The 19,622-nt window shown below is 65.4% G+C and carries 21 protein-coding genes and 1 tRNA gene; 11 read left to right on the plus strand and 11 right to left on the minus strand.

Annotation, left to right across the window (positions count from 1 at the left end; genetic code table 11):
* Positions 1-4 precede the first annotated feature (4 nt).
* The gene (locus K2W81_RS07140) at positions 5-1,045 is read right to left on the minus strand and encodes a S41 family peptidase (protein ID WP_294102675.1); all 1,041 of its coding nucleotides are present in this window, start codon (positions 1,043-1,045) and stop codon (positions 5-7) included.
* 79 nt (positions 1,046-1,124) lie between these two features.
* Between K2W81_RS07140 and K2W81_RS07145 the strand changes: the two genes are divergently transcribed.
* The 3 genes from K2W81_RS07145 (at position 1,125) to K2W81_RS07155 (ending at position 2,729) form a co-directional block, all read left to right on the plus strand.
* Positions 1,125-1,598: a helix-turn-helix domain-containing protein gene (locus tag K2W81_RS07145; RefSeq protein ID WP_294102677.1), complete on the plus strand. Its 474-nt coding sequence runs from the start codon at positions 1,125-1,127 to the stop codon at positions 1,596-1,598.
* Between the two features lie 138 nt (positions 1,599-1,736).
* On the plus strand, positions 1,737-2,129 hold the full coding sequence (locus tag K2W81_RS07150; protein WP_294102679.1) for a hypothetical protein: 393 nt from the start codon (positions 1,737-1,739) through the stop codon (positions 2,127-2,129).
* A gap of 78 nt (positions 2,130-2,207) precedes the next feature.
* Positions 2,208-2,729, plus strand: a complete 522-nt coding sequence (locus K2W81_RS07155) for a GAF domain-containing protein (protein WP_294102680.1) — start codon at positions 2,208-2,210, stop codon at positions 2,727-2,729.
* Positions 2,730-2,735: 6 nt separating this feature from the next.
* Here K2W81_RS07155 and K2W81_RS07160 read toward each other — a convergent pair whose 3' ends face one another.
* Both K2W81_RS07160 and K2W81_RS07165 read right to left on the minus strand, forming a co-directional pair.
* Complete coding sequence (locus K2W81_RS07160; protein WP_294102682.1) at positions 2,736-3,176, minus strand: DUF4440 domain-containing protein; 441 nt, start codon at positions 3,174-3,176, stop codon at positions 2,736-2,738.
* Positions 3,177-3,178: 2 nt separating this feature from the next.
* Positions 3,179-5,182, minus strand: a complete 2,004-nt coding sequence (locus K2W81_RS07165; RefSeq protein WP_294102684.1) for a bifunctional diguanylate cyclase/phosphodiesterase — start codon at positions 5,180-5,182, stop codon at positions 3,179-3,181.
* A 111-nt stretch (positions 5,183-5,293) separates the two neighbouring features.
* Between K2W81_RS07165 and K2W81_RS07170 the strand changes: the two genes are divergently transcribed.
* Complete coding sequence (locus K2W81_RS07170) at positions 5,294-6,586, plus strand: NRAMP family divalent metal transporter (protein ID WP_294102686.1); 1,293 nt, start codon at positions 5,294-5,296, stop codon at positions 6,584-6,586.
* 6 nt (positions 6,587-6,592) lie between these two features.
* Here the strand turns inward: K2W81_RS07170 and K2W81_RS07175 are convergent, their stop codons facing one another.
* The gene (locus K2W81_RS07175) at positions 6,593-7,009 is read right to left on the minus strand and encodes a hypothetical protein (protein ID WP_294102688.1); all 417 of its coding nucleotides are present in this window, start codon (positions 7,007-7,009) and stop codon (positions 6,593-6,595) included.
* An 86-nt stretch (positions 7,010-7,095) separates the two neighbouring features.
* On the opposite strand from K2W81_RS07175, the gene moaA reads away from it, so the two are divergent.
* The 5 genes from moaA (at position 7,096) to K2W81_RS07200 (ending at position 11,490) form a co-directional block, all read left to right on the plus strand.
* The gene (gene moaA, locus K2W81_RS07180; protein ID WP_294102690.1) at positions 7,096-8,094 is read left to right on the plus strand and encodes a GTP 3',8-cyclase MoaA; all 999 of its coding nucleotides are present in this window, start codon (positions 7,096-7,098) and stop codon (positions 8,092-8,094) included.
* Positions 8,091-8,870 carry an NAD kinase gene (locus K2W81_RS07185; RefSeq protein WP_294102692.1) on the plus strand — a complete coding sequence of 260 codons (780 nt, stop codon included), beginning with the start codon at positions 8,091-8,093 and terminating at the stop codon, positions 8,868-8,870. The genes moaA and K2W81_RS07185 overlap by 4 nt, the downstream gene beginning before the upstream one ends.
* A gap of 78 nt (positions 8,871-8,948) precedes the next feature.
* Positions 8,949-9,023: transfer RNA gene (locus tag K2W81_RS07190), tRNA-Asn, on the plus strand.
* A gap of 93 nt (positions 9,024-9,116) precedes the next feature.
* Positions 9,117-10,340: a parallel beta-helix domain-containing protein gene (locus K2W81_RS07195; protein WP_294102695.1), complete on the plus strand. Its 1,224-nt coding sequence runs from the start codon at positions 9,117-9,119 to the stop codon at positions 10,338-10,340.
* Between the two features lie 10 nt (positions 10,341-10,350).
* Complete coding sequence (locus tag K2W81_RS07200) at positions 10,351-11,490, plus strand: SO2930 family diheme c-type cytochrome (RefSeq protein ID WP_294102697.1); 1,140 nt, start codon at positions 10,351-10,353, stop codon at positions 11,488-11,490.
* On the opposite strand, the gene gatB is transcribed toward K2W81_RS07200, so the two are convergent.
* The 5 genes from gatB to gatC form a co-directional block, all read right to left on the minus strand.
* On the minus strand, positions 11,487-12,962 hold the full coding sequence (gene gatB, locus K2W81_RS07205; protein ID WP_294102698.1) for an Asp-tRNA(Asn)/Glu-tRNA(Gln) amidotransferase subunit GatB: 1,476 nt from the start codon (positions 12,960-12,962) through the stop codon (positions 11,487-11,489). The genes K2W81_RS07200 and gatB overlap by 4 nt on opposite strands.
* Positions 12,959-13,375 carry a type II toxin-antitoxin system VapC family toxin gene (locus K2W81_RS07210; protein ID WP_294102700.1) on the minus strand — a complete coding sequence of 139 codons (417 nt, stop codon included), beginning with the start codon at positions 13,373-13,375 and terminating at the stop codon, positions 12,959-12,961. Before K2W81_RS07210 ends, gatB begins: the two co-directional genes overlap by 4 nt.
* A complete protein-coding gene (locus K2W81_RS07215; protein WP_294102703.1) occupies positions 13,372-13,659 on the minus strand; it encodes an AbrB/MazE/SpoVT family DNA-binding domain-containing protein in 288 nt (95 codons plus the stop codon). The genes K2W81_RS07210 and K2W81_RS07215 overlap by 4 nt, the downstream gene beginning before the upstream one ends.
* A gap of 82 nt (positions 13,660-13,741) precedes the next feature.
* Positions 13,742-15,226 carry an Asp-tRNA(Asn)/Glu-tRNA(Gln) amidotransferase subunit GatA gene (gatA, locus tag K2W81_RS07220; RefSeq protein WP_294102706.1) on the minus strand — a complete coding sequence of 495 codons (1,485 nt, stop codon included), beginning with the start codon at positions 15,224-15,226 and terminating at the stop codon, positions 13,742-13,744.
* Positions 15,226-15,528: an Asp-tRNA(Asn)/Glu-tRNA(Gln) amidotransferase subunit GatC gene (gene gatC / locus K2W81_RS07225; protein WP_294102708.1), complete on the minus strand. Its 303-nt coding sequence runs from the start codon at positions 15,526-15,528 to the stop codon at positions 15,226-15,228. The genes gatA and gatC overlap by 1 nt, the downstream gene beginning before the upstream one ends.
* 160 nt (positions 15,529-15,688) lie before the next feature.
* Between gatC and K2W81_RS07230 the strand changes: the two genes are divergently transcribed.
* Positions 15,689-16,798 carry a DUF3089 domain-containing protein gene (locus K2W81_RS07230; RefSeq protein ID WP_294102710.1) on the plus strand — a complete coding sequence of 370 codons (1,110 nt, stop codon included), beginning with the start codon at positions 15,689-15,691 and terminating at the stop codon, positions 16,796-16,798.
* Positions 16,795-17,259, plus strand: coding sequence for a Holliday junction resolvase RuvX (gene ruvX / locus K2W81_RS07235; RefSeq protein ID WP_294102713.1), 465 nt, complete (start codon positions 16,795-16,797; stop codon positions 17,257-17,259). The genes K2W81_RS07230 and ruvX overlap by 4 nt, the downstream gene beginning before the upstream one ends.
* A gap of 175 nt (positions 17,260-17,434) precedes the next feature.
* On the opposite strand, the gene K2W81_RS07240 is transcribed toward ruvX, so the two are convergent.
* Together K2W81_RS07240 and K2W81_RS07245 are read right to left on the minus strand one after the other, a co-directional pair.
* Positions 17,435-18,208 (minus strand): polyphosphate kinase, encoded by a 774-nt coding sequence (locus K2W81_RS07240; RefSeq protein ID WP_294102724.1) that lies wholly within the window; start codon positions 18,206-18,208, stop codon positions 17,435-17,437.
* The gene (locus tag K2W81_RS07245; RefSeq protein ID WP_294102726.1) at positions 18,205-19,608 is read right to left on the minus strand and encodes an APC family permease; all 1,404 of its coding nucleotides are present in this window, start codon (positions 19,606-19,608) and stop codon (positions 18,205-18,207) included. Before K2W81_RS07245 ends, K2W81_RS07240 begins: the two co-directional genes overlap by 4 nt.
* Positions 19,609-19,622: the final 14 nt, after the last annotated feature.

Consider the following 19,622-nt stretch of genomic DNA (forward strand, 5'->3'; position numbering starts at 1 on the left):
CGCGTCAGATCGCCACGCCGCACTGCTTCAACGCTTCCTCGACCGCAGCGGTCGGCGCGCAGGCGATGTCGGGCGCAAAGCCGGTCCCTTCCCAATCCTTCCCTGTCGTCGGATCGATTGCCCGCCCCACCGGCAGGAACACCGCGAGCCCGGCCCCGAGCGGCTCGAATCCGCCGAAATGATTGGCGCCCGCCGTGGTTTCGCCGATCAGCTTCGCGCGGCCCGTATGCTTGAACGCGAGCGCAAGATGCTCGCCCGCCGACGCGGTCCCCTTGGAAACCAGGTAAAAGGCCTTGGCGCCGAACAGCCGCTTCTCCGTCGCGTGGGGCAGGACAAAATGCTCTTTGCGGGCAATGCCTGCTGGCCCAGCAACGTCCCTGATCCCCACCTCGCCCTCGAACGGCGAGCCGCGCGTCTTGGCAATCGCTTCGACCATTTCCATCTGCGCGAGCACCGTTTCGCGCGGATAGAGATAGGGCAGCATCACGCCCATTTCGTCGATACCGCCGCCGCCATTGTAGCGGCAGTCGATGATGAGGGCGTTCGCGCTCGCATGCGCCGCCATGAAGTCGCGGACCGTCGCGAGGGCAGTCGGCTCTCCGGTAAACCCGATGAAGCGGATATAGGCGACGCCCTTCGCCAGCCAGCCAGCGTCCTCGACCGACGCCCGGCGGCGCACGCGCGCGGATGGAGGCGCACCGGTTGGCGCGCGTGGCGGTCCGCCGGGCAACGCCGCAGCAGGCGCGATGCGCAAATGATTGTCGGCGGATACCGCCTGCAGATCGGCGGTCAGTTGATCGCCCAATTGGGCCGGATCGGTGATCGCCGCATACCCCCCGCTTGCGAGCTTGGTACGCAGCATCTGGGCGTAGCGCTTGCCGATGTCAGGCATCACATAGCCCGATTCGAGCAGGTCGGCGAGCTTCGCCACCGCTGCCGCAAGCTCGTTCGACCCCGCCTGCGCGAACGCCGCACCGCTACCAAGTGCTGCAATACCCGCCGCTGAAAGCCCCAAAAATGCGCGCCGCTCCACTGCCAAGTCCATCATCCACCTCATGACTACAGTTGTAACTGTAAGCGCTTATATAACTTGTCTCGGCCTTGTGAAGTGCTAAAATGCGGGGATGTCGAACAACCACACCTCCGGCGCTGCCAGTTTCGGTGCCGCGCTTCGCCGTTTGATCGATCAGCTCGATGGCGCGCTCGAAGCGGCTTATGTCGCTGACGGGCTCGATTTCCGACCGCGCTACACGCCGATCCTGCGCGCCATCCTCGCCCACGGCCCGCTCACGCTGCGCGGCCTCGCCGATCAGCTTGGCGTCTCGCACTCGGCGGTCAGCCAGACGATCGCGCAAATGGCTGCGCGCCAGCTCGTTACCGTGACCAAAGGCCGCGATGCGCGCGAGCGGATCGTTGACTTGAGCGATGCCACGCTTGCCCTAATGCCGCGCCTCGAATGCCATTGGGCAACGGCCCGCGCCGCAACCGAAGCGCTCGATACCGCCGTTGGCGGCATGCTGGTCGATGCCGTCGCGCGCGCGAACGCCGCGCTGGCAGAGCGGCCGTTCAAGCACTGGCTCGACGACCAGCGGCAATAGGCTCGCGGCAAAAGGTCAGTGATACTCGTGCGACTTTGGTCACCGCATGGAGCGGGGCGCAGTCAGATGGCCAATGTCGCTTGCAAAAGCGGTCAGTTAATAGTCTACTCGAACAGTAGGAATATAGGGAGTCGGTCGATGGAACGTCACGCCTTGTTGCTGTTCGTCGTCGTCCCCGTGTTTGCGGGCTGCCACAAGATTGAAACTGTCGGCGGATCCTCGTCAGAGCGCCACAGTGGGCGCTATGAAGGGGTCGGCATCGCAACGCCGGGCGATCAATGGCGCAAGCTTGCCGATGCGCCCAAGCCAACGTCCGACAAAGCGGCAACGCTGGACGACGACGATTATGTTGTCTTCGTCACCGATACCAAAACCGGCGAAGTGCGCGAATGCGGCAATCGCAGCGGCTTTTGCGTAAAGATGCAACCATGGGCCAAGCCCGCGCCTGAAGCCCCGCTCGCGTTGACCGAGCATAAGCGCATTTCGGATGCCAGCGAGACAATGAGCAACGAAGCAATGGCGACCGAATAGCCAATCCCGTCGCGCTGTTCCCGCCAGTGGCGCATTGATATCGCCTCATGCTATGTCGCACCCGCTGGGGAGGACGGCATGGCCGACTTGGACATCACCGCGCGCTGGACGCTGCTCGCCGAAACGGTGCGGCAAATGGCGCAGGCGCGTTCGGCGGCTGACGTAGTGACGCTCGCCCATGCCACTGCCCGCCGGATTGCGCGCGCCGACGGTATCACGATCGTCAAGCGCATCGGCGAGGAGACCGACTATCTCGCCGAGGACACAGACGAACCGCTTTGGACCGGTCTGCAATTTCCGATCGACAAATGCCTTGCCGGTCGCGCGATGACCGAAGAGCGGACGATCAACGTGCCTGACATCACCCATGTCGAGAACATTCCGCTCAATGTCTATCTCGCGACCTTCATCCGCAGCCTCGTCGCCGTGCCGATCGGCGACCACCCGCCAAGCTATGCGATCTGCGCCTATTGGAAGGAAACGCGGCCAATCGACCCCGATGCGCTCGTGCTGTTCGAAGCGCTGGCGCGCGGCATGGGCGCGGCCTTCGCGCTGGTCGAAATTCTCGATCTCGCCGCGCGCAACAGCACGAAAGCCTAGCTGCCCTTAGCTGCTGTGGTCGGCAATGATCTTCCAGCCGCCCGCTTCCTTCGCGAAGATGAGCGAGGTCGGCCCGGTCGCGGTTTTGCCGTTCGGATAGGTCAGCAGATACTGGCCGATGTAAAGCGCATGGGTCGCATCGAGCAGGCGAAAATCGAGCGTCTTGAAGGTCAGGACCCCGCGCTTGGCCGGATCGTCGAAGCTGTAGCGCGCCTTGTACCGCGTGATCATCGCGGCCTTGCCGCGCAGCAGCCCCTCTTTGGTGACGAAACTCGTCTGGGGACCGTCCGAATAGACTGCCATGAAGGCATTCACATCGCCCTTGTTCCACCCGGCAGCGCTCGCGGTCATCGCCGCTTCGACCGCATGTTTTTCGGGCGGATGCGCGACGGCAGGCGCGACCAACGCAATCGCAGCGGGCAAGCCGATCCAGGCCAGTTTCGACATCGTCATTCCTTTCGCGTGGTGATCAGCGCGGCCAGCGCGGCCACATCGAGCGGCTCGGCGCAGAGATAACCCTGATAATATTGGCAGCCTTCCTTGGCGAGCAAATCGAGCTGTTCGGGCGTTTCCACACCCTCGGCGATCACCGCCAGCCCCAGCGAGCGCGCCATATCGATCACCCCGCGCACGACGATGCGGTCGCGGGTCGATCCGGCGATATCCTGCGCCAGCTTCTTGTCGATTTTGAGGTAATCGAGCGGCAGCGCTTTGAGATAAGCGAGACTCGAATAACCCGTGCCGAAATCGTCGATCGCCACGCGGCACCCAGCGCTGCGCAACTCGGACAGCAGTGCAGCGGCAATCCCGAGATCCTCGATCAGCCCGCTCTCGGTGATCTCGACCGTCAACCGCCCGCGCGCAAAGCCGCTCGCGTCGACGCGGTCGAGGAAGATATCCGCAAACCCCGGCCGCGCGATATCGGCAGCCGTCAGGTTGATCGCCAGCCGGAGCTTGGCGAGCGCGGCGGGCCAAGCCGCCGCGCGGGCGAGCGCGGTGCGCTGGATATGGTCCGACAGGCCAATCGACAGATCGGCGCGGTCGGCAGCAGCGAACAAAGTTTCGGCGCCGAGCGGCCCGAGCACCGGATGCTCCCAACGCGCCAGCGCTTCAACGCCGACAATCGCGCCACTGCCGATCGCGACTTGCGGCTGGAAAACGATATCGATTTCGCCGCGATCGATGGCGTTGCGCAGATCGACCGCCAGCGTATCGAGCGACGGCCCCGCCTCACCCTCGCGCGCGACATGGATCGTCAGGCTATCGGACGCGCGCGCAATCGCCAGTGCCTCGCCCGCGCGACGCAGCAGGCTTGCAGCGGTTTCGTCGGGCAGGCGCGCGGGCGCGATGCCGATCCGGCAGCCCAGCACCGCCACCGCCCCGCCCGCGACGAAGGGCCGCGCAAGCCCCTCGGCGCAACGCCCGGCGGCAAGCTCTATCCGCGCCGGACTGTCTTCGACCGCGAGCAGAAATTCCGAGCCGCCCATGCGCGCGACCACCGCGCCGCGACCGAACAGATCGGCGGCGACTTCCTCGATCCGGCGCTGGGCCGCGCGGAGCAGGCCGTCGCCCGCCGTGCGGCCATAAGCCGTGTTCACAATGTCGAAGCGATTGAGCGCAATCAGCGCGGCCTGGATCCCCCGCCCCTCGCCCAATTGCCGGTCGAGCCAGCGCCGCGCGCCGGCGGCATCGCGCACCCCCGACAGCGCATCGCGCAGGATGACAGCGGCTTCGGGTGCAGCGCCCAGCCGCTCGACCACCGCTTCGGTGGTGCCGGTGGCGGGATCATGCTGGAGATGTTCGACCACCCGCCCCAGCGCGGCCAGATCATGCGCAAAGGCCGTCGGCGTGCCGCTCGCGCGGAGCCGCCGCCACGCCGCGAGCGCGGTGGCGCGATCATCGGGGTGGACATGGCCAAGCAGCCAGCGCGGCGTCGGCGCGGCAGGGGCATCGAGCAGATCGGCCAGCGCGGGCGTCAGCCGCACCGCGCCGCTGGCGTCGATCCGCCAGCCGAGCGGCGCCACCGGCTCGCCACCACGCCGCCCGACATGACGCGCGGCAAAGCGCAACGCTTCGACGAATTCGCCTTCGCTGTGTGGGCTCGACAGGAAATGCGTCGCGCCCGCTTCGTAAAGCGATGCCAGGGCGCCGACATCGCCGCGCGACACCAGCACCAGCAGTGCCCCGCCGCGCTGCGCCACCGCAGCCCCCAGCGCCGCGGTCGCCGCCAGCCCCTCGCTCAGCGCCCCGCGCGCATCGACCACCGCAAGGGCGGCGCCGCTGGCGTTATAGCGTTCGACCGCGCCATCGCTGCGGCGTGCGGCGATGGCCTGCCATCCGCTGCGCCCGGCGAGCGCGGCGATTTCATCGCGCTGGCGAAACGACAGGATGAACAAGGGCGCCGGGTCGGGGGCGGTATCATAATTCGGATCGGGCAGCGGCGGTTGCGTCATCAGCCGCCAGCGTAGCAGCGCCCGCCGGGCTTCGCTACCGCCTGACCCCAGCCCGTTCGGACAGCGATATCGCGCTTGGTAAGCCCTGTCGCAAAGCCTAGGCATTCGGCCATGGCGGCGGATATTCCAGCGGGCGTCGACCCCGCACCGTCGCGCCCGGCGGTCGGGCTGCTGCGCAAGCTCGGTCCCGGGCTGGTCACCGGTGCCGCCGATGACGACCCCAGCGGCATCGCGACCTACAGCCAGGTCGGCGCGGCGTTCGGCTTTAGCCTTGCGTGGACGATGCTGTTTAGCTTTCCGCTGATGGTCGTCATTCAGGAAATCGCCGCGCGCATCGGCAGCGTCACGGGCGCCGGCATCGCGCAAAATCTGCGTCGCCATTATCCGCATATCGTGGTGCGGATCGTCGTCGGGCTGCTGGTAATCGCCAATGTCATCAATCTGGGCGCCGATCTCGGCGCGATGGGGGCGGCGCTCGATCAATTGCTGGGCGGGTCGGTGCATCTCTACACGATCGGGTTCGGCGTGGTCTGCATCGCGCTCGAAGTGTTTGTCGCCTATCCGCGCTATGCCGCCGCGCTCAAATGGGCGACGCTGTCGCTCTTTGCCTATGTCGCCGTCGCCTTTGCCGCGCGAGTGCCGGTCGACCGGGCGATGAGCGGTACGTTGATCCCGACGCTGGTGTTCGACGCGCCGCATGCGATGGCGCTGGTAGCAGTGCTGGGCACGACGATTTCGCCCTATCTGTTCTTCTGGCAGAGCGGCCAGGAAGTCGAGGAAGGACACCGCCGCCACGTCAAGCCTTTGTGCATCGCGCCCGATACGGCCGGACCGGAACTGGGACGGATTCGTACCGACACGATCATCGGCATGGGCTTTTCCAACCTGATCGCGCTGTCGATCATTGTCGCAACCGCAGCGACGCTCCACGCGCAAGGCATCACCGACATCCAGACATCGGCGCAGGCCGCGCAGGCGCTCCGCCCGATAGCCGGCGATTTCGCCTTTGCGCTGTTCGCGAGTGGCATCATCGCCACGGGCATGCTCGCGGTGCCGGTGCTGGCGGGGTCGGCAGCTTACGGCGTTAGCGAGATGTTCGGCTGGACGACCGGCCTGGCCCGCGGGCTGAAGGAGGCGCGCGCCTTTTACGCGGTGATCGCGCTGACGACGCTGGCCGGGGTCGCGCTTAACTTCACGCCGATCGATCCGATCAAGGCGCTTTACTGGAGCGCGGTCGTCAATGGCGTACTTGCCGCGCCGCTGATGGCGGCGATGATGCTGATCGCGACCAACAAGCGCGCGATGGGTCGGCTGACGCTATCTGTACCGATGATCGTCGCGGGCTGGCTCGCCACGGCCGTCATGGCGGCCGCGTCGATCAGCTTTTTCGTGCTTTCGGTTTGACTGCCGTCAGGTCGCGCGTCGCGGCAGGTGTTGCTCGCATTCGGCAACCCCGGCGGAAATGCCGAGTCCAGCATAGAGGCCGCGCGCTTCGCGCCACAAGGACACCGCAGCGTCGTGCTGATCATTGAGGTCAAGCGCGAGCGCCGTCACGCGGAGCGCATTGGCGAGGTCGAGCGGCAGCGGTGTCGCCTGTGCGCGGTAAAGCGCGAGCGCCTCGCTGCCGGTCGCCAGCGCTTCGTCGTCGCGCCCGGCCTCGCGGGCCAGATCGGAGACGTGCCGCAAGGCGTGCGCCAGCCCGAGCGGCGCGTCTTCCGTTCGCGCCAGCGTGGCCGCATTGCGATAGGCCGTGGCTGCGGCATCGGCCTGTCCTGCGGTGCGCAAGGCGCGCGCCTGCGCCAATAATGCTTCGATTGCCGCGCTCATCGGCCTCTCCCGTCGCGAGTCGTTGTCCCCGGTGTGACACGATGATACCCTTGCCGCCACTCGCACGAAGCCCTAGCTCTTGGGCCATGTCCTGCGGCCCCGCCCTTATCGACCGCCACGGTCGCACGATCAGCTATCTGCGGATCTCGGTCACCGATCGCTGCGACTTGCGCTGCCGATACTGCATGGCTGAGGAAATGACCTTTCTGCCCAAGGCGCAGTTGCTGAGCCTTGAAGAAATTGCACTGATCGCCGAGCGGTTCATCGCGCGCGGCGTCACCAAGATCCGGCTGTCGGGCGGCGAGCCGCTGGTGCGGCGCGATGTCACCGAGCTGGTGTCGCGGCTCGGTCGCTCGCTGGGACATGGGCTCGACGAGCTGACAATGACGACCAATGCCACCCGGCTCGCTGACCATGCCGAGGCGCTCTATGCAGCGGGCATGCGGCGGATCAACGTCAGCCTCGACAGCCGCGATCCCGCGACCTTTCGCCACATCACCCGCCACGGCGACGTTACCCAAGTGCTCGGCGGCATTTTTGCCGCGCGCGACGCGGGGCTGAAGGTCAAGATCAATCTGGTCGCGCTGAAAGGGCTCAACGACCATGAAATCCCCGAGATGCTGGCATGGTGCGGCGCCAATGGCTTCGACCTGTCGCTGATCGAGACAATGCCGCTCGGCGCGATCGATGAAGACCGCGCCGATCGCTTCGTGCCGTTGACGGCGGTATTCGCCGATCTCGCCACGCGCTTCACACTCGACCCGAGCGACCACAATAGCGGCGGCCCGGCGCGTTACTGGCGCGTCAGCCCCTGGGGCACCAAGCTCGGGCTGATTTCGCCGCTGACCAATAATTTCTGCGCGACCTGCAACCGCGTGCGGCTGACGACCGAGGGCAAGCTGTTCATGTGCCTAGGCCATGACGATCAGGTCGATCTGAAGGCGGCGATCCGCGAGGGCGGCCTGTTCGCGCTCGACGCGGCGCTCGACAGCGCGATGATCCGGAAGCCCGAACGGCACGACTTCGCCATCGCCCCCGGCAGCGCGCCAGCGGTTGCGCGCCACATGAGCGTCACCGGCGGATGACCGGCCAGCCCCGGCGCGCGCTCGCCGTCTCGCCGACGCCGCAAGCGCAGGAAGCCGCTCAGGCACTCGCCGACGGCTATGAGTGGGTGAGCGAGGATCAGGCCGAGCTGATCGTCGCGCTCGGCGGCGATGGCTTCATGCTGCAAACGCTCCACCGCCAGCTCGAGCGCCCGGCTAATCCGCTGCCGGTTTTCGGGATGAACCTCGGCACGGTCGGCTTCCTGATGAACGACTGGCAGGTCTATGGCCTCGACGCGCGGCTCGCGGGAAGCAAGGCATTCAAGGTGACGCCGCTGCGGATGGTGGCGACCACTATGTCGGGCGAGACGGTGTCGCTGCCCGCGATCAATGAAGTGTCGCTGCTGCGTGAAACCCGCGAGACCGCCAAGCTCGAAGTGACGCTCAACGACCGTGTCGTCATCCCCGAACTGGCGTGCGACGGTATTCTCGCGGCGACGCCAGCCGGCTCGACGGCCTATAATTTCTCCGCACAAGGCCCGATCCTGCCGCTCGGCTCGGCGCTCATCGCGCTCACCCCGATCAGCCCGTTTCGCCCTCGACGCTGGCGCGGGGCGATCCTGCCTGACAAGGCGCGAATCAGATTGCGCGTGCTCGAACCGCACAAGCGCCCGGTCAGCGCCGTCGCCGATCAACGCGAAGTCCGCGATGTCGCCAGTGTCGAAATCGCGATCGACCGCACGCGCGAACTCACGCTGCTGTTCGATCCCGAACATGCGCTCGACGACCGGATCACGATGGAGCAATTCATCGCTTGAGCACCCGAGACGCGTCGGCGCCCCCAAAGCTATTGCAATGCCGCAATCGCCGGTTATAGAGCGCCCTTCGCACCGCATTCCCTGATAGCTCAGCGGTAGAGCACTCGACTGTTAATCGAGCGGCCGTAGGTTCGAATCCTACTCAGGGAGCCAGCCTTTAGCTAGCCGTTGCCAGACGCCCTGCCGCCGCCCTAGACTGCGCGGAACGGGCCGACATCTGGATTGGCCAAGCGAAGAGGATGCGCCATGCGCCTTACCCCCCCGTTCTGGGCCCCGATCTGTGGCGCCATTCTGATTGTTTCAGGCTGTACCGGCGCACCAAAAACCGACGCGCAAGGCTTCACCATCGACCCCGAATTCGAAAAGCGGCTGCAGACGCAGCTGCTCGATGCCAAGCCGGGGAGTGTCATCACCATCCCGGCGGGCAAATATGCGCTGACCCGGAGCCTCAGCCTTGCCGCGAATGGCGTGACGATCAAGGGCGCGGGCATGGACAAATCGGTGCTCTCGTTCGCGCGGCAGAATTCGGGGGCCGAAGGACTGCTGGTGACTGGCGACGATTTCACGCTCGAAGATGTCGCGATCGAAGACAGCAAGGGCGATGCGCTCAAGATCAACGGCACCACCAATGCAGTGATGCGCCGCGTGCGGGTCGGCTGGTCGGGCGCGCCCAAGACGTCGAACGGCGCTTACGGCCTCTACCCGGTGCAGGTCACCAACGTCCTGATCGAGGATTGCGTCGTGAAGGGCGCGTCGGATGCTGGCATCTATGTCGGCCAGTCCAAAAACATCATCGTCCGCCGCAACCGCGCCGAAAACAACGTCGCGGGCATCGAGATCGAGAATTCGACCGGTGCTGACGTCCACGACAATGTCGCGACCGGCAATGCGGGCGGCATCCTCGTATTCAACATGCCCGACCTGCCCGTCCCCGGCAGCAAGACCCGCGTGTTCCGCAATCAGGTGACCGCCAACAACCACGTCAATTTCGGCGCGAAGGGTACTGCGGTCGCCTCGGTCCCGTCAGGATCGGGTGTGATCGTCAATTCGAACGATGAGGTCGAGATTTTCGATAACGACCTGAAGGATAACAAGACCGCCAACGTCATCATCTCGAGCTTCTATTCGCTGGGCTTTGCCGCGACGAAGGGGGTTGCGGCGGCCTATGATCCCTTCCCCGAAAATGTCTTCGTCACCGGCAACCGTATTTCGGGCGGTGGTACCGATCCCGGCGAGAAATATGCGCCACTGAAGGCGCTGGGCGGCGGCGCTTTGCCGGCAGTGCTGTGGGACGGGTTCACCAATCCCAAGATCGCCAAGCCCGGCATCTGCGTCCAGAACGGCGATGCCAAGGTGCTCAACGTCGATGGCCCGAACAAATCGGCGAGCCCGCATATCGATACCGGGCTGAATTGCGCGCCCGCGACGCGCCTGCCCGCGATCAGCCTGCCCGCCATGATGACGAAGTGACGGCGCCTGCGTGATCCGGTTGCTGCTTGGGCTGCTCGCTGCGCTGCTGCTGGCGGGCTGCGCGCGCGCGCCTGCCGTCGTCACCTTCCACGCCGACGAGAATCCGCAATCGCTCGCTGATTGGGGGCTGTTCGACGTGAAGGATGGTCGCATCGCCCCGCGCGCCGGACTCGTCAGCTATGAACTCGCGGCGCCCTTGTTCAGCGATTATGCGCAGAAATGGCGCGCGGTGTTCGTGCCCAAGGGCATGAGCGCGATTTATGATCCGGCGAAGACCTTCGACTTTCCGGTCGGCACGATCATCGCCAAGACCTTCTATTACACCACGCCTGCGGGCGCTGCCCCCGGCACCAGCGCGCACGTGCTGAAAGCGACGCCCGCCAGCTACCAGACCGGCGTGACCGGGCTCGACCTTGGCCAAACGCGGCTGATCGAGACCCGGCTGCTGGTCCGGCGCGCAAACGGCTGGGACGCGCTGCCCTATGTCTGGAATGCCGCGCAGACCGAGGCGACATTGCAACGAACGGGCGCCGAAATCCCGCTCGATTTCGACGACGGCGGCAGGCGGAGGCACTTCACCTACACCGTCCCCAATGTGAACCAATGCGCCGGATGCCACGCGACCGACCGGACGAAGAAGTTATTTCCGATCGGGCTGAAGGCACGCCACCTAAACCGCGATTTTCCGGGCGAGGGTGGCGCGATCAACCAGCTCACCCGGCTGACGCAGATCGGCTATCTCACCGGCGCGCCCGCCGCCAATGCCGCGCCACGCGATGCCCGCTTCGACGATGCAAGTGCGCCGATCGACGCCCGCGCGCGCGCCTATCTCGACACCAATTGCGCGCATTGCCACAGCGCCACCGGCCCCGCGCGCGTCTCCGGCCTGTGGCTCGATTCGCCGACGATGGACCTGCGCAAGCTCGGCGCGTGCAAGCCGCCGATCGCGGCGGGGCGCGGTACTGGCGACCGGCGCTATGGGATCGTGCCCGGCCACCCCGAAAGCTCGATCCTCGCCTATCGCCTCGAAACCAACGACCCCGGCGAGATGATGCCCGAAACCGGCCGCAGCCTGACGCATGCCGAGGGCGTGGCGCTGATCAAGGCATGGATTGCCGGGATCAAAGGGGCGTGCGACGCGGGCGCCTAGGCCAGCGCCTTCTTCAGCAGATCGTTGACCACGCCCGGATTGGCCTTGCCGCCCATGGCCTTCATCGTCTGGCCGACGAAGAAGCCGTAAAGCGCTTCCTTGCCGCCCTTATACTGCGCAACCTTGTCGGCGTTGTCGGTAAGCACCTTGGCGATCACCGCTTCGATCGCGCCAGTGTCGCTGGTCTGCTTGAGCCCGCGCTCTTCGACGATCGCGGGGGCGCCCTGCCCGGTTTCGAGCATGATCTCGAACACCTGCTTGGCGAGGCTGCCCGACAGCGTGCCGTCGGCGACGAGGCCGAGCAGCTCGCCTGCCTGTGCCGGTGTCACGGGCGAAGCGGCAATATCCTTGTTGAGCCGGTTGAGCGCGCCGAACAGCTCCGACGTCACCCAATTGGCCGCCGCAACCGGCTTGGCGCCCGTTTCAAGCAGCGCGTCGAACCAGCGCGCCGCGTCGACATCGGCGGTCAGCACGGCGGCGTTATACGGCGTGATGCCAAGTGCTTCGTAGCGCGCCCGCTTCGTGTCAGGCATCTCGGGCAAGCTCGCGCGGCATTCCTCTAGAAACGCGTCGTCAAGCACCAGCGGCAGCAGATCGGGATCGGGGAAGTAGCGATAGTCGTGCGCGTCTTCCTTCGACCGCATCGACCGCGTTTCGCCGCGATCGGGATCGTAGAGCCGCGTTTCCTGGACGATCCGCCCGCCGGCCTCCAGCACCGCGATCTGGCGCTTGGCTTCCTGCTCGACCACCGCCATCACGAAGCGGACCGAATTGACGTTCTTGGTCTCCGTCCGCGTGCCGAGCGGATCGCCGGGCTTGCGCACGCTGACATTGACATCGGCGCGCATCGATCCCTGATCCATGTTGCCGTCGCACGAGCCGACATAGCGCAGGATCGATCGCAGCTTCGACAGATAAGCGCCTGCTTCAGCGGGTGAAGCCATGTCCGGCTTTGACACGATCTCCATCAGCGCGACGCCCGATCGGTTGAGATCGACGTACGAGCGCGTCGGATGCTGATCGTGCATCAGCTTGCCGGCATCCTGCTCGACATGGATGCGCTCGACGCCGATCCGCTTGGTCGCGGCATCGGGGTTCTTGTCATCGAGGCTGATCATGATCGCGCCCTCGCCCACGATCGGATGATAGAGCTGGCTGATCTGATAGCCCTGCGGCAGATCGGCGTAGAAATAATTCTTGCGGTCGAACCGCGACCATTTGTTGATCTGCGCCTCGATCGCCATGCCGGTGCGCACCGCTTGGCGGATGCACTCGCGGTTGGGCACCGGCAGCATGCCGGGCATAGCGGCATCGACCAGCGACACTTGCGTGTTCGGCTCGGCCCCGAAGGCGGTGGCAGCACCCGAAAAGAGCTTGGCGTTGGAGGTCACCTGCGCATGGACTTCGAGGCCGACAACGACCTCCCAATCGCCGGTTTCGCCGCGGAGAGTGTAGGTGGAGGCTTCGGTCATGCTTCGGTCTCGGGCGTGATGAGGGTGAGTTCGGGGAAATAGGTGACGTAAAAGCGCGGATCACGAGTCAGAATGGACGCACTTCTGTGCTGTGCGTGGCCGCCAATCAGGAAGTCCGGCAGCGGCAGGCGCGGCGCGTCGCTGCCGCGGCGCTCTCGATAGCGCTGATACGCCTTACTGGCGAGGATGCCTGCCGACTCGTCAAGGCTTTCGACGCCAATCAGCAATGCGCTCATCACCAACCGAAAATGATCCGGACCTTCGAACTGCCAGCCGATTTCCGCAGCGACCACGGGATTGACAAAAAGATAGGCGCCTTCAGCCGCTCGCGCAATCTGGCTGCGAGACCAGTCGAACCATTGAGGATCCCGTCCAAGCACGTCGATCAATATGTTAGAATCGACCAAGATCACGGCGCGTAGTTGCCCCGCAATTCGCGCATTACCTCGTCGGTGGAACCCCCAAAGAAGAACCGTCCGGCCAATAAATCGATGGCTTTCGCCTGTGCCTGCCGCCGCATCTCGATATCCGCTGGCCCATCGCCAAGTGGCGCAACCGTCACGCGTCCATCGGAATCCAGACTCACTTTATAGGGTTGGCCAGGCAGCAGGCCAGCTGCATTGCGAATCGCCTTGGGGATGAGAATCTGTCCCTTGCTTGTCATCATGCCAGTTTCGATACGGGTCGACGCGTTCATCACACTTCTCCAGTGTTACTCAAGTAACACTTTCCAGCGCATGTGCCAACGGGGCTTGCGAGAGGCCTCTTTCAAATGGCCTTTACCACCACGAATCGGGCCTCGCGACAAACCCGGCACGCTCTTCCAATGCCAGACATGTATTGAGCACGCCCTGCTCGTCGAGCGCTCGGCCGATGATCTGCAAACCCAAGGGCAGCCCCGCCTTGTCGAGCCCGCCCGGCACGCTCATCGCGGGCAGCCCCGCCAGCGACGACGGCACCGTGAAGACGTCGTTCAGATACATCGCGATCGGATCGGCGCTCTTCTCTCCAAGCGCGAAGGCGGCACTCGGCGCGGTGGGAGTCAGGAGGTAATCGCAAGCCTCGAACGCGCGGTCGAAATCGCGGGCGATCAGCGTGCGGACCTTCGAAGCCTGTGTGAAGTACGCGTCGTAAAAGCCCGCCGACAAAACGTAAGTGCCAATCATGATTCGGCGCTTCACTTCGTCGCCAAAGCCCGCCGCGCGCGTCGCCGCGTACATGTCCTGCAGGTTCGCGCCTTCGGGCAGGTCGCGCAGGCCGTAGCGCACGCCGTCATAGCGCGCGAGGTTCGACGAGGCTTCAGCGGGCGCGATGATGTAGTAAGCAGGCAGCGCGTACTTAGTGTGCGGCAGCGAGACTTCGACGATCTCTGCGCCCGCATCCTTCAGCCAGTCGATCCCCTGCTGCCACAGTGCGTCGATTTCGGCGGGCATATTGTCGACACGGTATTCCTTCGGAATGCCGATCCGCTTGCCGACCATGCTGCTGTTGAGTCCGGCTTCCCACTGCGGCACCGGCAGGTCGAGCGAGGTCGCGTCCTTCGGATCGAAGCCCGCCATCGCCTCCAACAGGATCGCGCAGTCGCGGACGTCGCGCGCCATTGGTCCGGCCTGATCGAGCGACGAAGCAAACGCCACCACGCCCCAGCGCGAGCAACGGCCATAGGTGGGCTTGATGCCTGAAATGCCGACGAACGCGGCAGGCTGGCGGATCGAGCCGCCGGTGTCGGTACCGGTCGCACCTGGACACAAGCGCGCGGACACTGCCGCCGAGCTGCCGCCTGACGACCCGCCGGGCGCGAGCGGCGCATTGCCACCGTCGCGGCGTCGCCACGGCGAGATGACGTTGCCGAACGCGCTGGTCTCGTTCGACGATCCCATCGCGAACTGGTCCATGTTGAGCTTGCCGAGCATCCCTGCCCCTGCCGCGAACAAATTGCTCGACACGGTCGATTCATATTGCGGGGTGAAGCCTTCGAGGATCAGGCTGGCGGCGGTGGTCGGCACGCCCTTGGTGCAGAACAAGTCCTTCATCCCGATCGGCACGCCCGCCAGCGGCTTGAGCGTCTCGCCCGCCGCGCGTGCGGCATCGGCTTCGGTCGCGGCGGCAATCGCGTGATCGGGGGTCTCAACCAGAAACGCATTGAGCGCCTTGGCCTTGCTGACCTTGGCGATGAACGCGTCGGCGACTTCGCGCGCGGAGAAGCTGCCGGTGCGCACGCCGTCGCGCAAAGCGGCAACGCCGAGATCGGTGATATCGCTCATTATTCGATCACCTTCGGCACGGTGAAAAAGCCATGCTCGGCCTGGGGTGCATTCGCGAGCACCGCGTCGCGGACATTGCCGCCGGTCAGGGGATCGGCGTTCACCACATCGTCGCGCAGCCGCAGCGTGTTGGCGATCACCGCCGTCATCGGCTCGACGTCATGCGTGTCGACTTCGCCGAGTTGCTCGATCCAGCCCATGATATTGTCGAGCTCGGGCGCGATCCGCGCGGCTTCGTCCTCGGTGATCGCGATCCGGGCGAGACTCGCGATTTTTCTTACGGTGGGAATGTCTACTGCCATGCTGGAGCGGCTAGCATCGCGCGCGCGCCTTACGCAACCTATTCAGTCGACCTGCGCGGCGTCGGGATCGCGATTGCGCGCCCGCCCGTCATGCGGCAGGGGAACTGCCGTGCGACTGGCGAGTTTTTGCTGCACCGCACCATTTTTCGGAGTATCCCGGTTGGCGCGCAAATTCCTCTATCTGGTCGCCGTCCTCATCGTCATGGCACTCGCTGGTCTTCTCGCTTTCAGGATTTTCGGCGCGCAGATGATGCGTGCCGCGTTCGTGCCGTCGGCGGCATTCCAAGCGCTGCCTGCCGTGCCGCCAGCCGATTATGCCGACGCGCGCCTGTGGATTGCGCGCCCCGACAAGCCCGGCAATCCCGCGCTCTGGACGCCGCCGGGGTACACGCCCGCTGCCGATCCGGGTGCAGCGCTGTTCTTCATCCACCCGACCTCGTACCTCGACCGCAGCCGCTGGAATGCACCACTCGACGACGCGACCGCCAATGATCGCGCGGCGCTGTTCCTGCGTGGGCAGGCGAGCGCGTTCAACGAAAGTGCAGCCATCTGGGCGCCGCGCTATCGTCAGGCGACATTCGGTGCGTTCCTGACCAACGAAGCCACGGCGCAGCAGGCGCTCGATCTCGCTTATCGCGATGTCGACGCGGCATTCGATGCCTTCCTGCGCGACATCGGCCCCAATCGTCCGATCATCCTCGCCGGGCACAGCCAGGGCGCGCTGCACCTCGCGCGGCTGCTGCACGATCGCGTCGCGGGCACGCCGCTCGCGAAGCGCATTGTCGCGGCCTATGTCGTCGGCTGGCCCGTGTCGCGCAGCGCCGACCTGCCCGCGCTCGGCCTGCCCGAATGCACCCGCGCCGACCAGACGGGCTGCCTGCTCTCATGGCAAAGCTTCGCCGAGCCCGCTGATCCGGCGATGATCCTCGACACCTTTGATGCGTCGACCGGCTTTGCCGGGGTCGCGCGCAGCGGCACCGCGCTGGTCTGCACCAACCCGATCACAGGCACCCCTGATGCCGATGCACCCGCGAGCGCGAATCTCGGCACGCTTTTTCCCTCGGCGGACTTGAAAACCGCGACGATCGGCGCGGGCCGCATTCCGGCGCGGTGCACCGGGCGCGGGTTCCTGATGATCGGATCGCCGCCGAGCGAATTCGGGCGCTATGTGCTGCCCGGCAATAACTACCATGTGTTCGACTACAGCCTGTTCTGGGCCAATGTCCGCGCCGATGTCGCGCGGCGACTGGCGGCGTTCAAAGCGCCGTGATCACCACCGAGCGCACCGATTTCCGCGCGGCGCTGCCGCAGGGCGGGCGGCTGATCGGGCTCGATGTCGGCACCAAGACGATCGGCACCGCGCTGTGCGATGCGGGGTGGACCTTTGCCTCGCCCGCACTGCTGATCCGGCGCACCAAATTCACGGCCGACAAAGCCGCGCTCGCCGCGCTGATTGCCGAGCAGCAGGTCGCGGGCATCGTCATCGGCCTCCCGCTCAACCTGACCGACGGCAGCGAAAGCCCGCGCTCGCAATCGAGCCGCGCCTTTGCGCGCAACATGGCCGATCTGGGGCTGCCGATCTTCCTGCAGGACGAGCGCTGGTCGACGCAGGCCGTCGAGCGCCAGATGATCGCCGAGGACGTCAGCCGCGCCAAGCGCGCCGAGCGCGTCGACAAGCTTGCGGCGAGCTACATCCTGCAAAGCGCAATCGATACGTTGATGGCGGGTTAGACGGCACCTCCCCGCCGAATCGCGCCCGGGTTCGTGCGAAGTTTTCCCTCACCGTTTGCCCTGAGCTTGTCGAAGGGCCGTTCTTCTTCTTCCAACGGCCCGCAAAAGAAGGACGATGCTTCGACAAGCTCAGCATGAGCGGATGGGAGGTTTTGGCACTATAAGCCGAGGCGAACTAACCCAACCCCAACGCCTTGCGCGCGACCTTTTCCAGCGCGGGATCGACCGGCGGTGGCGCCATCGACACATGCGCTTCGAGCCGGTCGGCGATCGCCGTCAGCGCCGCGATCCGCGCCGATTTCTTGTCATTGCCGTCGATCACCGTCCACGGCGCCCAGCGCGTGTCGGTGCGCTTGAACATCTCGTGCATCGCGTCAAGATAGTCCTCGCGTCGCGATCGGTTGCGATAATCCTCGAGCCCCGTTTTCCAGCGCTTCCACGGGTCCTGCAGTCGATCCTTCAGCCTTTTGTCCTGCTCGACCTGGGTGATGTGGAGAAATAGTTTGACGATCGTCGTGCCCGAATCAGCCTGTTGCGCCTCGAACTCGTTGATCTCGTCATAGCCGCGCTTCCAGTCGGTCTCGATCGCGAAACCCTCAACGCGTTCGACGAGGACGCGCCCGTACCAGCTGCGGTCGAACACCGCGATGTCGCCGTCCATTGGCAGCCGCGTCCAGAATCGCCAGAGGAAATGGCGACCCTTTTCCTCCGCTGTCGGTGCGCCGACCGGGTGGACTTCGTAATAGCGCGGGTCCCAGCGTGCGGTCAGCCGCTGGATCGCGCCGCCCTTGCCGGCCGCGTCCCAGCCTTCGAACATCACGATTGCGCGGCGTCCGTGGCAGATATGCGCGACCTGAATCCGCGCGAGCCGCTCTTGCAGCGCCGCGAGATCGGCATCAAAATTGCCGGAATAGTCATGCGCGGCTTCGTAATCGCTCAGCTTGATCATGGCGCGGTCACGACCGGCACATGCACTTCCCAGTTCCCGCGCGGGCGCAGCACCAGCCGGTAATAGGCGGCTGAGAGCAGGATTTGCGCGCCGGTCATCAGCAGGCCGGTGCGCCCCTCGCCCGGATCGAGCCAGTTGAGCCAGACGATATAGCCCAGCGCCGCCAGTGTGACGAGCGGCGCGAGCGGATAGAGCGGCATACGGAACGGCGCGTTCGCCGTCTGGCCGCTGCGGCGTCCGGCGATCACTGCAAGCGCAATGCCTGCGTAAATCGCGATCAGCCCGGTGCCGCTCAGCACCAGCAATTGCTCGAGCGGGACGAAGCAGCATGCGGCTCCAGCCCCGCCGACGATCAGCGTCGACATCCACGGCGATCCGAAGCGCGGGTGGATCGCGGTCAGCAATTGATCGATCGGGCGCCCCCAGCACCGATCGCGCGCGGTGCCATAGAAGAAGCGCGCGCAGGCGAGGATACACGCGATCACCGCATTGACGATCGCAATCGCGACGCCAATCGCAAGCCAGTCCGCGGCTTGCCCGCCGCCGTAAAGCCGCACGATATGGCCGAACGGATCATCATGGTTGAACAGCGCGACCAGATCGGGCGCGGCGACCAGCGCGGCGAGGATCGGCAATCCCTCGATCGCGACCGTTGCGACCATTGCCCAGAAGATCGCGCGGGCGATCTTGCGCGGGGCTTCGTGCATTTCCTCGCCGAAATAAACGGCGGCGCCATAGCCGTTGAGCGCAAAAATGGCGATTGATGCGGCAACGCCAATCGATCCGGCAGTTGCGGGAATCAGATGTGCGCCGTCACTGGCGAGCATCACCGGCGCGGCGAGAAAGCCCCCCATCCCGCGCACGGCATGACCAAAGCCGAATCCGATCACCAGCAGCGCCGCGACCAGCTCGATCAGCAGAAAGGCGCCGGTGATCAGCGCATTCACCCGGATCTGGAGCAGCGACACCAGGGTCGCGCCCCCCACCACGATCAGCGCCAGCGGGATTTGCGGTAGCCCCGGCCAGATCGCGGCCAGCACCGCACTCAGGCCAAGCCCCGCAACTGGCGGAAACAGCAAATTGTTGAACACGTTGACGCCGAGCATCACAAAGCCCGCCATCGGCCCCAATGTCCGCGCGACCATCACATATTCGCCGCCCGCCACCGGCCAGTTCGACGCGAGTTCCGCATAGACATAGGCCGTGGCGATGCAGACGATCGTGGCGAGCAGCATCGCCCACACCGCGCCCGTCCCCGCGACACTGAACATCCCCGGCACGATCACGAACAATGATGACACCGGCGTCGCCACTGAGAGCGTCAGGAACAGCACGCCGAGCACGCCGAGGCTGCGGACGAGGCCCGATGGCGTCTCCGGTTCCAGCCCCTTCTCCAGCATGCGCGCCCTTTCGT

Source organism: Sphingomonas sp. (genome assembly GCF_019749955.1).
Lineage (GTDB): Bacteria > Pseudomonadota > Alphaproteobacteria > Sphingomonadales > Sphingomonadaceae > Sphingomonas.